The sequence below is a fragment of the Pseudomonas chlororaphis subsp. chlororaphis genome, assembly GCF_003945765.1.
Taxonomy (GTDB): Bacteria; Pseudomonadota; Gammaproteobacteria; order Pseudomonadales; family Pseudomonadaceae; genus Aquipseudomonas; species Aquipseudomonas chlororaphis.
The window spans coordinates 4,540,840-4,553,238 of the sequence record NZ_CP027712.1; the positions used below are offsets into that span (position 1 = coordinate 4,540,840).

Annotated in this window: 12 protein-coding genes; 5 read left to right on the forward strand and 7 right to left on the reverse strand. The window is 65.9% G+C overall.

The window, feature by feature from the left end:
• Window positions 1-37 precede the first annotated feature (37 nt).
• Entirely contained in the window at window positions 38-1,291 is a 1,254-nt protein-coding gene (gene codA / locus C4K27_RS20470) for a cytosine deaminase (RefSeq protein WP_053261917.1), read from the forward strand.
• 221 nt (window positions 1,292-1,512) lie between these two features.
• Here the strand turns inward: codA and C4K27_RS20475 are convergent, their stop codons facing one another.
• The 3 genes from C4K27_RS20475 to C4K27_RS20485 all read right to left on the reverse strand — a co-directional run bounded on the left by C4K27_RS20475 (window position 1,513) and on the right by C4K27_RS20485 (window position 5,313).
• Window positions 1,513-2,505 carry a DeoR family transcriptional regulator gene (locus C4K27_RS20475; RefSeq protein WP_053261918.1) on the reverse strand — a complete coding sequence of 331 codons (993 nt, stop codon included), beginning with the start codon at window positions 2,503-2,505 and terminating at the stop codon, window positions 1,513-1,515.
• 76 nt (window positions 2,506-2,581) lie between these two features.
• Window positions 2,582-3,937 carry a glucarate dehydratase gene (gudD, locus tag C4K27_RS20480; protein WP_053261919.1) on the reverse strand — a complete coding sequence of 452 codons (1,356 nt, stop codon included), beginning with the start codon at window positions 3,935-3,937 and terminating at the stop codon, window positions 2,582-2,584.
• A 23-nt stretch (window positions 3,938-3,960) separates the two neighbouring features.
• Window positions 3,961-5,313, reverse strand: coding sequence for an MFS transporter (locus C4K27_RS20485; RefSeq protein WP_053261920.1), 1,353 nt, complete (start codon window positions 5,311-5,313; stop codon window positions 3,961-3,963).
• Window positions 5,314-5,667: 354 nt separating this feature from the next.
• On the opposite strand from C4K27_RS20485, the gene C4K27_RS20490 reads away from it, so the two are divergent.
• Complete coding sequence (locus C4K27_RS20490; RefSeq protein WP_007930610.1) at window positions 5,668-6,384, forward strand: FadR/GntR family transcriptional regulator; 717 nt, start codon at window positions 5,668-5,670, stop codon at window positions 6,382-6,384.
• Between the two features lie 34 nt (window positions 6,385-6,418).
• On the opposite strand, the gene C4K27_RS20495 is transcribed toward C4K27_RS20490, so the two are convergent.
• Entirely contained in the window at window positions 6,419-7,204 is a 786-nt protein-coding gene (locus C4K27_RS20495) for an AraC family transcriptional regulator (RefSeq protein WP_053261921.1), read from the reverse strand.
• A 92-nt stretch (window positions 7,205-7,296) separates the two neighbouring features.
• Between C4K27_RS20495 and C4K27_RS20500 the strand changes: the two genes are divergently transcribed.
• Window positions 7,297-7,548 (forward strand): hypothetical protein, encoded by a 252-nt coding sequence (locus tag C4K27_RS20500; protein ID WP_053261922.1) that lies wholly within the window; start codon window positions 7,297-7,299, stop codon window positions 7,546-7,548.
• Window positions 7,549-8,155: 607 nt separating this feature from the next.
• On the opposite strand, the gene C4K27_RS20505 is transcribed toward C4K27_RS20500, so the two are convergent.
• The gene (locus C4K27_RS20505) at window positions 8,156-9,148 is read right to left on the reverse strand and encodes a cyclase family protein (RefSeq protein WP_053261923.1); all 993 of its coding nucleotides are present in this window, start codon (window positions 9,146-9,148) and stop codon (window positions 8,156-8,158) included.
• A gap of 98 nt (window positions 9,149-9,246) precedes the next feature.
• On the opposite strand from C4K27_RS20505, the gene C4K27_RS20510 reads away from it, so the two are divergent.
• Window positions 9,247-10,173, forward strand: a complete 927-nt coding sequence (locus tag C4K27_RS20510; RefSeq protein WP_053261924.1) for a LysR family transcriptional regulator — start codon at window positions 9,247-9,249, stop codon at window positions 10,171-10,173.
• On the opposite strand, the gene C4K27_RS20515 is transcribed toward C4K27_RS20510, so the two are convergent.
• Entirely contained in the window at window positions 10,146-11,066 is a 921-nt protein-coding gene (locus C4K27_RS20515) for a LysR family transcriptional regulator (RefSeq protein WP_053261925.1), read from the reverse strand. The genes C4K27_RS20510 and C4K27_RS20515 overlap by 28 nt on opposite strands.
• Before the next feature lie 147 nt (window positions 11,067-11,213).
• Here C4K27_RS20515 and C4K27_RS20520 point away from each other — a divergent pair, with 147 nt between their 5' ends.
• The gene (locus tag C4K27_RS20520) at window positions 11,214-11,636 is read left to right on the forward strand and encodes a DoxX family protein (RefSeq protein WP_007932743.1); all 423 of its coding nucleotides are present in this window, start codon (window positions 11,214-11,216) and stop codon (window positions 11,634-11,636) included.
• A gap of 125 nt (window positions 11,637-11,761) precedes the next feature.
• Here the strand turns inward: C4K27_RS20520 and C4K27_RS20525 are convergent, their stop codons facing one another.
• A complete protein-coding gene (locus C4K27_RS20525; protein ID WP_007932741.1) occupies window positions 11,762-12,232 on the reverse strand; it encodes an Lrp/AsnC family transcriptional regulator in 471 nt (156 codons plus the stop codon).
• Between the last annotated feature and the right edge of the window lie 167 nt (window positions 12,233-12,399).

Sequence of the window (12,399 nt, forward strand, 5' to 3'; positions counted from 1 at the left end):
TACCCTGACCGCCTGGATTGAAAAAGGAATCGCTCCGATGCTCATCATCAACGCCCGCCTGCGCAACCGCGAAGGCCTGCACGAACTGCACCTGGAGAACGGTCGCATCGCCAGCATCGCCCGGCAGACCGAAGCCCCGACCCTGGGCCCCGACGACCTCGACGCCGGCGGCAACCTGGTGGTGCCGCCCTTCGTCGAGCCGCACATTCACCTGGACGCCACTCTCACCGCGGGCGAGCCGCGCTGGAACATGAGCGGCACCCTGTTCGAAGGCATCGAATGCTGGGGCGAGCGCAAGGTCACCATCACCCAGGAAGACACCAAGGCCCGCGCCCGCAAAACCCTGCGCGCCCTCGCCGCCCACGGCATCCAGCACGTGCGCACTCATGTCGATGTCACCGACCCGGAGCTGACCGCGCTCAAGGCCATGCTCGAAGTGCGCGAGCAAAGCGCGCACCTGGTCGACATGCAGATCGTCGCCTTCCCCCAGGAAGGCATCGAAAGCTACCGCAACGGCCGCGAACTGATGGAAGAGGCGATCCGCCTGGGCGCCGATGTGGTGGGCGGCATTCCGCACTTCGAGTACACCCGCGACCAGGGCGTCAGCTCGGTGAAGTTCCTCATGGACCTGGCCGAACGCACCGGCTGCCTGGTGGACGTGCATTGCGACGAGACCGACGACCCGCACTCGCGTTTTCTCGAAGTGCTGGCCGAGGAGGCCCGCAGCCGCGACATGGGTTCGCGGGTGACCGCCAGCCATACCACCGCCATGGGCTCCTACGACAATGCGTACTGCGCCAAGCTGTTCCGCCTGCTCGGCCACTCGGGCATCAGCTTCGTTTCCTGCCCCACCGAAAGCATCCACCTGCAGGGGCGCTTCGACAGCTTCCCGAAACGCCGCGGCGTGACGCGGGTCAACGAGCTGCTGGAAGCCGGGATGAACGTGTGTTTCGGCCAGGACTCGATCGTCGATCCCTGGTACCCGCTGGGTAACGGCAACATCCTGCGGGTGCTGGAAGCCGGCCTGCACATCTGCCACATGCTCGGCTACCGCAACCTGCAGAGCGCCCTCGACCTGGTCACCGACAACAGCGCCAAGGCCCTGGCCCTGGGCGAGCGTTACGGCCTGGAAGAAGGCCGGCCGGCCAACCTGCTGATCCTGTCGGCCGACAGCGACTACGAAATGATCCGCAGCCAAGGCTTGGCGCTGTACTCGATCCGCGACGGCAAGGTGCTGATGAAACGGCAGATGGCCCAGGTCGAGCTGCCGGGTGATGCGGGGTTTGTGTAATGGCCGCTGACGTCATCGCGGGCAAGCCTCGCGCCTACAGAAGCAGGTTGCATATTCCTCTGTAGGAGCGAGGCTTGCCCGCGAAGGCGATCCACCAGCATCCATCGCACTCCAGCCCTTCCCTGTAGCCGCTGCCGCAGGCTGCGCAAAGATCCGCAGGATCTTCCGGCGTCCCTGAGATCGCTGCGACCGTGCCGGTCGATCGCAGCCTGCGGCAGCGGCTACAGGGCGCGGGCGGTACCGAACAGGCTGACCCGCACCAGCTCCCCACCCCGCTCCTCCAGGCGCAGCGGCGCGGTGCCGCCGGGCATCACCACCGCGACTTCGCCGGCCTTGACCCAACCGACCCGCCACGCCGCGCTGGCCACCGCGCTGGCGCTGGTGCCGGAGGATGCCGTGGGGCCTTCGCCGCGTTCGAACACCCGTGCAGCGATGCGCTGCGGGCCCTCCAGCCACGCCCATTGCAGGTTCACCCCGGCCGGACAGGGTTCACCGCTGCCGGTGGGCAGGGCGTAGGCGATACGGGTCAGGGCCTCGGCCAGGGGCGCTTCGCTCATCTGCCGGTTGCCCGGCAAGGCGCTGGCATCGCTGACCAGGGTCACGCAATGGGGGTTGCCGATACGCACGAACTGGCTACGGCTCCATTGCGGGTGCAACCGCGCCAGCCCGCGCACCCGGCTCAGCTCGACACAGCTCGAACCGTCATTCTCGACCCCGTGTTGCGCACCCACGGCGTGTGGGCCGAACGCCGGTTGCCCGAGGTCCAGCCAGAAACCGGACACCCCGGCGACCTGTGCCGGCTCGACCAGGGTCGCCAGCGGCGACACCCCGTCCGGCTTGTCGTGATGCACCCGCAGCTGCGCAGGCCCCTGGGCCGGCAGCAGCCCTTGCTCGGTCAAGGCCTGGGAAAAGATGGTCAGGCCGTTGCCGCTGCGCTCGGCCAGGGTGCCGTCGGTGTTGACGATCAGCAGGTCGAACGGCGGCGCGTCCTGGAACGGCCCGACCAGCAAACCGTCGCTGCGATGGGCCTTGGCCCCTGCCGGCCGGGTACCGGAGGGCCAACTGCACAGGGCTTCGATGGCCTGCTCGCTCCAATTGGCCCGGGCCAGCGCCGCCTCGGCCGCGCTGGCCGGCAAGGCGATCCCCAACCGGCGTACCGCCTCGGGCGCCACCACGCCGTAAAGATTGCCGCGGGCATCGTAGAAAGCAGTCATTGCAGGGCTCCAAAAGCAGACGAGCCGCTGACATTACTGTGAATGCAGCGGCCCGGCCAAGCCCCTCCTGCCTGGCTCAGCGCACCAGGCACGGCTGCTTGTTGTCGAAGCGCCAGCCCGGGATCAGGAACTGCATGGCCACACTGTCGTCCCGCGCGCCCAGGCCCCGGCTGTTGTACAGCTCATGGGCGCGGGCCAGCGCGTCCAGGTCCAGTTCGACGCCCAGCCCCGGCGTCTGCGGCACCGCCACGCAGCCCTCGACGATCTGCAGCGGATTGCGGGTCAGGTGCTGGCCGTCCTGCCAGATCCAGTGGGTGTCGATGGCGGTGATCTCGCCCGGCGCCGCGGCCGCCACATGGGTGAACATGGCCAGGGAAATGTCGAAGTGGTTGTTGGAATGCGAGCCCCAGGTCAGGCCCCATTCATGGCACATCTGCGCCACCCGCACCGAACCCTGCATCGTCCAGAAATGCGGATCGGCCAGGGGAATGTCCACCGCTTGCAACTGGATCGCGTGGCCCATTTCCCGCCAGTCGGTGGCGATCATGTTGGTCGCCGTGGGCAGCCCGGTGGCGCGGCGGAATTCGGCCATCACCTCGCGCCCGGAGTAACCGTTTTCCGCGCCGCAGGGGTCTTCGGCATAGGCCAGCACCCGGTGTTGATCGCGACACAGGGCGATCGCCTGTTTCAGCGACCAGGCACCGTTGGGGTCGAGGGTGATGCGCGCCTTGGGAAAGCATTCGGCCAGGGCGGTGACGGCCTCCATTTCCTCTTCGCCGCGCAGCACGCCGCCCTTGAGCTTGAAGTCGTTGAAGCCATACCGCGCCTTGGCCGCCTCGGCCAGGCGCACGATGCTCTCGGCGTTCAGCGCCGGTTCATGGCGCAGGCGCAGCCAGGCATCGTCGGCCTCGGCTTCGTTGCGGTAGGCCAGGTCGGTCTGGTGCCGGTCGCCGATGTAGAACAGGTAGCCGAGCATCTTCACCGATTCGCGTTGCTGGCCTTCGCCGAGCAGCGCCGCCACCGGCACCCCGAGAAACTGGCCGAGCAGGTCGAGCAGCGCCGCTTCCAGCGCGGTCACCGCATGGATGGCGATGCGCAGGTCGAAAGTCTGCTGGCCCCGCCCGCCGGCATCGCGCTCGGCAAAGCGCTGGCGCACCTGGTTGAGCAGCTTCTGGTAATGGCCGATGGACTGGCCGACCAGCAGTTCGCGGGCCTCCTCGAGGGTCGCGCGAATCCGCTCGCCCCCCGGCACTTCACCGACCCCGGTGTTACCGGCGCTGTCGGTAAGGATCACGATATTGCGGGTGAAAAACGGGCCATGGGCGCCGCTGAGGTTGAGCAGCATGCTGTCATGCCCGGCCACCGGTACCACTTGCAGTCGGGTGACAAGCGGTGTCTGGCCAGGGTGATGATGGGTGGATTCAAAAGTCATGGGTCGGTTCCTGTCGGCAAAGGTCAGTGGGTTTTGTCCAGCAGCGGGCGGGCATCGTCCAAGGGCGTCGGCATGACATGGGCCTTGGGCCGGGTGCGGGCGAAAAACACGATGATCGCGGCGATGATCGAGGTCGCCGCCAGGCCGTACAGGCCCCCCTGGATCGACCCGGTGCGCTGCTCCAGCAGGCCGAAGGTGGCCGGGGCGACGAAGCCGCCGAGGTTGCCGATGGAGTTGATCAGGGCGATCACCGCGGCGGCGATGCGCGCATCCAGGTAGGCCTGGGGAATCGGCCAGAACAGCGCGGATGCCGACTTGAAGCCGATAGCGGCGAAGCACACGGCGACGAAGGCGAACACCGGCCCGCCGGTGGTGGACAGGAACATCCCCGCGGCCGCCACCAGCAAGGCGCTGGCGACCCAGGCCTGCTGGAACTTCCATTTGCCGGACGCCGCGGCGAAGGCATACATGGCGATGATCGAGATCAGCCAGGGAATGGAATTGAAGAAACCCACCTGCAGGTCACTGAGGTCGCCCATCTTCTTGATGATGCTCGGCAGCCAGAAGGTCGCGGCATAGATGGTCAGCTGGATGCAGAAGTAGATCAGGCAGAACAGCAGGATCTGCCGGTCCTTGAGCAGGGTCCAGAGCGACGGCTTGACCGGCATCGCCGCTTCGCGCTCGCGCTGTTCGCTGTCGATCGCCCGCACCAGCGCCTCCTGCTCGCCGGGGCTCAACCACTTGGCGTCGCGGGGCGTGGAGTCGAGCCAGAACCAGACAAAACCGCAGAGCAGCACCGAGGCCATGCCCTCGACGATGAACATCCACTGCCAGCCGTGCCAGCCCAGGCCCTCGATCTGCAACAGCGCTCCGGACAATGGGCCGGAGACCAGTGAAGCCACGGCCGAACCGCTTAGGAAAATGGCGATCGCCTTGCCCCGCTCCACCCCGGGCAGCCAGCGGGTGAAGTAGTAGATCACCCCGGGGAAGAACCCGGCCTCGGCCACCCCCAGCAGGAAGCGCAGCACATAGAACTGGGTTTCGTTCTGCACGAAGGCCATGGCCGTGGCCACCAGCCCCCAGGTGAACATGATGCGGGTCAGCCAGATCCGCGCGCCGACCCGCTGCAACAGCATGTTGGATGGCACTTCGAACAGCGCGTAACCGATGAAGAACAGCCCGGCGCCAAAACCGTAGGCCGCGGCGCCGATGCCCAGGTCATGTTCCAGGTGGGTGCGGACGAAGCCGATGTTGACCCGGTCGATGTAGTTGACGATGAACATGATGACGAACAGCGGCAGCACATGGCGCTTGACCTTCGCCACGGCGATGGCCAGCAGGGAATCGTCGCCGGCCGGATTGAGGGTGGTATTCACGATGCCTCTCCCACTTGTTTGTTGTTGTGTGCGGGTGACTGGGCGAGCGCCCTAGTTGACAGTCATCATACAAGTAGAAAAATAGCGTCACAAGCGCAGACTCGTCGCAGAAGTCGGTACGCGAGGCTTTGTTGATCGAAGAGAATGTTGAGAAGTAAACTTAACTGATTGATTTAATTCATATAAATAAAAACTACAGGCACAGAAATATTTTTCAGGCTGCACTCGCGCTGAGAACCTGCACTGAACCCTGAAGTGACTTATCCGATAACTTGTCATACATGTCAGACAAGTTGAGCCCTGCCCGGCCACTTTGGTGATAAGCTTTTTGCTTCCTCCCCGCGCGACCTTGCCATGAGCACCGAATCCGATATCGCCCCGGGCCGCCGTCGCCCTTCCACCAACCTGGCCCATGACCTGGTCAGCGACCTGACTCAACAGATCATGCGCGGCCTGCTCAAGCCCGGTGACAAGCTGCCGTCGGAAAGCACCATCGTCCGCGCCCATGGCGTCAGCCGCACCGTGGTGCGCGAAGCCATCTCCAAACTGCAGGCCGCCGGCTGGGTGGAAACCCACCATGGCGTCGGCAGTTTTGTCCTGGAGCGCCAGGACACCCACGGCCTGCGCTTGAACGTCGATACCGCCCTGAGCGTGCGCGACATCCTCGAATTGCGCCTGGGCCTGGAAACCCAGGCAGTGGCTCTCGCCGCCCGCCGGCGCAGCGCCGAGCAACTGGCGCAGATGCGCCAGGCGCTGGACGACTACCAGCAACTGCTGGCCAACAACGACAGTTGCGTGGAGGCCGACCAGCGTTTCCACCTGCTGATCGCCGAAGCCACCGGCAACCCCTATTTCGTGCAGATCCTGCAATCGCTGGGCAACGCCCTGATCCCCCGGACCCGGGTGCGCGACGCCGAGCGCGGCGATGTCGACCTGGCGCAACTGGCGACCCTGGCCAACCAGGAACACGAAACCCTCTACGCCGCCATCCGCCGCCAGGACCCGGATGCCGCGCGGGCGGCGATGTGGACCCACCTGAGCAACAGCCGGGAGCGGTTTTCGGCGGGGTGAGGGCATGCGCCCGCTTCTACCGGGGTAGCGACGCTCAGCCTGTTCCGTGCCGGGCGAAATAGCGCCCCGGCGTCACCCCGAACTGACGGCGGAACATGGCGATAAAGGCGCTGACATTGTCGTAGCCCAGGTCCAGCGCCACCCGGGTCACCGCATCGCCCGCCGCCAGGCGCTCCAGGGCCCGCAGCAATCGCGCGCGCTGCCGCCACTGACTGAAGGCAAAGCCGGTCTCGGCGACAAAACGCCGGGCCAGGGTTCGTGGCGAGATCCCCGCCCACTGCGCCCAGGCCTCCAGGCCGCGGCTGTCCGCCAGGTCGTCGGCCAGCGCCTGGCAGATCCGCCGCAACCGCGGGTCCACAGGCAATGGCAGGCCAAAGGGTTCCACCGGCAGGCTGCCCAGTTCATCGAGGATCACCCGGGCGATGCGCAATTGCGGCTCATCCAGCGCGCCTTGTGGCCAGCTCGCCGCACGCATCACCGCCTCCCGCAACAGGCCGGAGGTGGCAATGATCCGTGGTTGCGCCGGCAGTTCGTGGCAGGCCTCGGGCTCGACATAGATGCTCCAGCCGTCGAACGGGCCATGGGAGCGCAAGGCGTGTTCGCAGCGGGGCGGCACCCACACCGCATGGGTCGCCGGCACCACCCACTGGCTGTCGGCCGCCGTCACCGACAACAGGCCGCGCCGGGCGCCGAGCAGTTGGCCGCGGGCGTGGCTGTGGGCGGCGGTCTGCCGTTCGATCGGGCTGTGTTGCCATGCTGCGAACAGCAGCGGGTCGCCCTGGGCTTGAGCGAGCAAGGGGGAAACCAAAGGTTGGGACATTGGCTGCTTCACGTTATTCAACGGCAAGAACCAAGCAGTTTAGCCAATCCTCGGGCCGCAGACTGAACGCTCATTCACACGAGGATTGCTCCATGCGCGCCGAAGACCTGTTACCCGATCAACTCAACCATGGCGACTTCAACGGCACCCGGGTACGCAAGGGGACGGTGGGGGCCTTCCTGATCAATGCCCGGCTGTGGAGCGACCCGGACACCTCGGCGCAGCAGCGCCGCGTGGCCGAGGAGGATCTGCTGGCAGCCCTGCCGGCGCTCAGGGCCCTGGGGCTGTTCGAGCTGATGCAAGTGCGCGACCCGGCCCTGCGGGCGTTATGCGAGCAAGACTAACGCCGACAACCCCTGTAGCCGCTGCCGAGCCCGCGAGGCTGCGATAGACCCGCAGGGTCTCCAACACTCGCAAGATCCCCGCGAGCGTGCCGCTCGATCGCAGCCTTCGGCAGCGGCTACACAAACATCGGGCCTGACCGGAATATCGAGGGTGTCCCCCCTCTCTGTAGCCGCTGCCGAGCCCGCGAGGCTGCGATAGACCCGCAGGGTCTCCAGCGCCCGCAAGATCCCCGCGAGCGTGCCGCTCGATCGCAGCCTGCGGCAGCGGCTACACAAACATCGGGGCTGACCGGAATATCGAGGGCGTCACCGCTCCCTGTAGCCGCTGCCGAGCCTGCGAGGCTGCGACAGACCCGCAGGGTCTCCAGCGCCCGCAAGATCCCCGCCAGCGTGCCGCTCGATCGCAGCCTGCGGCAGCGGCTACACAAACATCGGGGCTGACCGGAATATCGAGGGCGTCACCGCTCCCTGTAGCCGCTGCCGAGCCCGCGAGGCTGCGATAGACCCGTAGGGTCTCCAGCGCCCGCAAGATCCCCGCGAGCGTGCCGCTCGATCGCAGCCTGCGGCAGCGGCTACACAAGCATCGGGCTGACGGGACGGCTGGCGGCTAGCGAATCGGCAAGGCAATCGGCCGAATCGGCGCGGCATCGGCACCGCGCAACTTCAACGACGCGCCGATAAAGGCGAACTGGTACACCCGGTCCCGCGACAGGCCTTCGAGGTTGACCAGTTCCAGGATCGGCGCGCCCTGCATCGCCAGCAGGTAGGTGTGCAACGGCAGGTAGTTGCCTTCCACCTCCGACGGGAAGGTCTCGAAGCTCAGGTTATCGGCGCCCACCACCATGGCACCGCCCTCCTCCACCAGGAACTTCGCCGCGTCCAGGCTCATGCCCGGCGGGTTGGCCATATAAGCCTGGGCCTTTTCGTAGTCGCGCATGCGCCCGGTGCGAATCAGCACCACGTCGCCCTTTTCCAGGCTGACCTGTTGCGCCTTCAGCGCCTGTTGCAGGTCGGCCCGGGTCACCCGGTAATTGTCCGCCAGCATGTCCACGCCCTTGGCCGCGGCGACATCGATCAGCACCCCGCGGGCAACGATCGGCGGCAGTTTTTCCGCGCCGGTGACGTTCCAGCCACGGTCGCCCAGGTGCTGGTCGGCGCGAAAGCCGTTCCAGATCTTGCCGTCGAGGCCGAAGTGGTTGAGCGCATCGATATGGGTGCCCATGTGGGCATACATCGACACCGCCGAGCCGGTGTAGCTGACATGCCGGTTCATCGGCTCGCCGACCTGCATCGGGTCGGCGATCACATTGCCGTGGGGGGTGTGGGTCATCCACATCTGGTACGGCGGATCGCCCGCTGCCTGCCAGCTGGGCATGCCGACGAAATACTCGACCGCCAGGTCGTAGGCCTGGCTGCCGCTGACCCGGGCCATGATCGCCGCCCGCGACTGCTCGGTGATCAGGTTCAGGCGGCCGATCTCATCCTTCGGCCCCCAGGGGCTGACGCCGACCTCGGCCTGGGACGCGGCGCCGCACAGCGCACTGAACAGCGACAAGGCGGCCAGGCCGGGAATGACACGCAACAAACGGGAAACAGCCATGACGACACTCCTGTGAAATGAAGTGGCCATGGTATGGATTAACAATTCGGCGATAATCAGCCGTTTCGTTAAGACATATTCAACTCAGGAGAAACAATATGGATGTGTTGGCAGCCATGCGCACCTTTCGCCGCGTGGTGGAGCGCGCCAGCTTCAGCCTCGCGGCCAACGACCTGGGGCAATCCACCGCCGCGGTCAGCAAGCAGGTGCGCCAGCTGGAGGAACACCTGGGCAGCCTGTTGCTGCTGCGCACCACGCGCCGCATGAGCCTGTCGGACGCCGGCCAGGCCTACTTCAGCGAATGCTGCCACCTGCTCGACGAACTGACGGCCCTGGAATGCGCGACCCGCGCCGGCACCCGCGAGCCCGGCGGCCGCTTGCGGGTCAACGCGCCGCTGTCGTTCGGCCTCAAGGTGCTGTCGCCGATCCTGGCCGACTTCATGCGGCGCTACCCGCAATTTCGCATCGACCTGACCCTCGACGACCGCCTGCTGGATGTGGTGAGCGAAGGCTTCGATGTGTCGCTGCGGATTCGCCGGCAACTGACCGACTCGTCGCTGATCGCCCGGCGCCTGGGGGAAATCGAACAGGTGATCTGCGCCGCCCCGGCCTACCTGCAGGCCAAGGGCAGCCCACAGACGGTCGATGAGCTGCGCGAGCACAGCTGCCTGGCCTATCGCCTGGCGGAACACCCCGGCCACTGGCAGCTGGAAGGCCCGCAAGGCAGCAGCCGCCTGGAACTGCCGGTGCGCTTTGCCGTGGACAACAGCCTGATGCTCAGCGACATGCTCCAGGCCGGGCTGGGCATTGGCGCCCTGCCCTCGTTCATCGCCCAGCCGTTGCTCGACAGCGGCCAGTTGCAGCGGGTCCTGCCCTGCTATTCCATGCCACGCCGGACCATCTATGCGGTGTATGCCAGCAATCGCCATGTGTCGCAGAAAATCCGCTTCTTCGTCGACTTCCTGGCCCAGGCCCTCGGCCCGCTCCAGGAGGCCGATCAGGCCGCGCCCGAGCCGGCGGACTGAGCCTGGGCCACCAGCCAATCGATCAGCCAGGACGCCGCCGGCCCCGGTGGCGTGTCGAGACGGTAGATGGCGTCGAAGCCGTAAGGCAGGCTTTGGCTGCCCGGCAGATCGAGTTGCACCAGGCGCCCACTGGCCAGGTCCTCCTCGACCATCGGCGCCGGCATGTTGCCCCAGCCGATGCCTTCCCTGAGCAGCATATGCTTGGAGCCCAGGTCCGCCAGGCGCCAGCTGTGGGTGCCGACCACGCCGAAATCCTGGTTGCGCGTCAGTTCGGAACGGTCCGACAACACCAACTGCACATGCTCGCGACCCGCCCCCGGCAAGTTGACCGATGCTTGCGCCAACGGATGCTCCGGAGCCGCCACCGGAATCAGCTGGACGAACCCCACCTGCACCCGCTCGATACCGCCCAGATCGCGGTGCACCATGCCGCTGACACCCACCGCGGCGCGTCCCGCCAGCACCATCTCGGCCACCGCGCCCAGGGCCTCCATGTGCAAGTGCAGCTGCACCGTGGGGAACTCGCGGCGGAAGTTTTTCAGCGCATCGACGATGCGCGCCGCCGGGAACATCACGTCGATCACCAGGTGAACCTCTGCTTCCAGGCCTTGCAGCAGCCCCTTGACCTTGGCCCGCAGGCCGTCGATGCCGTTATAGATGCTCCGCGCCTCGGCCAGCACCGTGCGCCCGGCCTCGGTGAGCCGGGGTTTGCGGGTGGTCTTGCGGTCGAACAGGCTGACCCCCAGTTGCAGCTCCAGGTTGGCCATGGAATAGCTGATCACCGAGGTGGCGCGATGCAGCTTGCGCGCCGCGCCGGCAAAGCTGCCGACCTCGACGATGGTGAGGAAGATGCGCAATTGATCGAGGGTGGGCGTACCGGGGTTGCTGGACATGGGGCTGTTCTCGCAAAGGCTACGTTCTAAAAAATCGAATCTGACACTCGAAATTATTCGGCTATTACGTTCATAACGCCAGTGGCAAACTTCTCTCCATCGCGGCGCACCAAGGTGGTGAGGCCGAACCCACTGAGAGAATCCAGCATGTCCACACTGACCAACAGCCTGTCCACTACCTCGAACAGCAACGCCAGCATCAGCCTGATCGGGCGCGTCCTGCTCAGCGCCATTTTCATCCTTTCCGGCTTCTCGAAAATCGCCGCGCCGGCCGCCATGGTCGGCTACATCCAGTCGGTCGGCCTGCCCTTCCCGCAACTGGCCCTGGGCATCGCCATCGCCGTGGAACTGGGTGGCGGCCTGCTGCTGATCGCCGGCTACCGCACCCGCCTGGTCGCCCTGGGCCTGGCCGTGTTCAGCGTGGCCACCGCCCTGGCCTTCCACAACAACCTGGGCGACCAGAACCAGTTCATCCACTTCTTCAAGAACATCGCCATGGCCGGCGGCCTGCTGCAAGTGGTGGCCTTCGGCGCCGGCCGCTTCAGCCTGGATGCCCGTCGCCAGGGCTGATCGGCCTCTCCCACGACAACGCGGCGCCCAAGGGCGCCGCGTTGTCGTTTTTACCAGCCAGCCAGAACTACCCTGGCTTCTGTAGGAGCGAACTTTTGTTTTTGGCAAACCGGGCCAATCACTCATCAAGGCTGGGTCGGCACATCCAGCCCGACCTTGACCCGACTCATGGCCACCAGGGTCTTGAAGCGCTTGACGTTGTTGTTCTCGAAGAACAGCTCACGAGTCAGTTCGTTGTACTGGGCCATGTTGCGCACGGCGAAGATCAGCACAAAATCGCACTCGCCCGCCACGTAGTAGCACTGCTGCACCTGCGGGCAGGCCTGGAAGCTGCGCTTGAGCGCATCGAGCTGATCGATGCGTTCGCTCTCCACCTCCACCTCGACAATAATGCTCAGCTCATAACCCAGGGCCTCGGGAGCGATGACCGCGCTGTAGCGTTCGATCACCCCTTCATCGCTCAGGCGCTTGAGGCGCCGGTTGACCGCCGCGGTGGACAGGTTCACCCGCAACCCCAACTCGCTTTGCGGGGTGCGCGCATCGCGTTGCAGTTCGGCGAGCAGTTTCAGGTCGTAGGCATCCAGGCTGGTGGTCATGCGGGCAATCCATGGGCGGGCAATCAGTGGTGGGCAATCAATGGAATGAAATTGTGCAAAGCCTGGCGATTATGCGAAACAAATTCGCCAGCCACGCAATATTATTTCCAGGGCTGCGAGCCGGGACATTCCCCTGCTGGCCGGCGAATCCGCCGCCGCGGGTCTCG

Bases quoted from the DNA above. Each gene is read 5' to 3' on its own strand.
- codA (WP_053261917.1), top strand. From the start codon at position 38: ATGCTCATCATCAACGCCCGCCTGCGCAACCGCGAAGGCCTGCACGAA.
- C4K27_RS20475 (WP_053261918.1), bottom strand. From the start codon at position 2,505: ATGACTGCTTTCTACGATGCCCGCGGCAATCTTTACGGCGTGGTGGCG.
- gudD (WP_053261919.1), bottom strand. From the start codon at position 3,937: ATGACTTTTGAATCCACCCATCATCACCCTGGCCAGACACCGCTTGTC.
- C4K27_RS20490 (WP_007930610.1), top strand. From the start codon at position 5,668: ATGAGCACCGAATCCGATATCGCCCCGGGCCGCCGTCGCCCTTCCACC.
- C4K27_RS20495 (WP_053261921.1), bottom strand. From the start codon at position 7,204: ATGTCCCAACCTTTGGTTTCCCCCTTGCTCGCTCAAGCCCAGGGCGAC.
- C4K27_RS20500 (WP_053261922.1), top strand. From the start codon at position 7,297: ATGCGCGCCGAAGACCTGTTACCCGATCAACTCAACCATGGCGACTTC.
- C4K27_RS20505 (WP_053261923.1), bottom strand. From the start codon at position 9,148: ATGGCTGTTTCCCGTTTGTTGCGTGTCATTCCCGGCCTGGCCGCCTTG.
- C4K27_RS20510 (WP_053261924.1), top strand. From the start codon at position 9,247: ATGGATGTGTTGGCAGCCATGCGCACCTTTCGCCGCGTGGTGGAGCGC.
- C4K27_RS20515 (WP_053261925.1), bottom strand. From the start codon at position 11,066: ATGTCCAGCAACCCCGGTACGCCCACCCTCGATCAATTGCGCATCTTC.
- C4K27_RS20520 (WP_007932743.1), top strand. From the start codon at position 11,214: ATGTCCACACTGACCAACAGCCTGTCCACTACCTCGAACAGCAACGCC.
- C4K27_RS20525 (WP_007932741.1), bottom strand. From the start codon at position 12,232: ATGACCACCAGCCTGGATGCCTACGACCTGAAACTGCTCGCCGAACTG.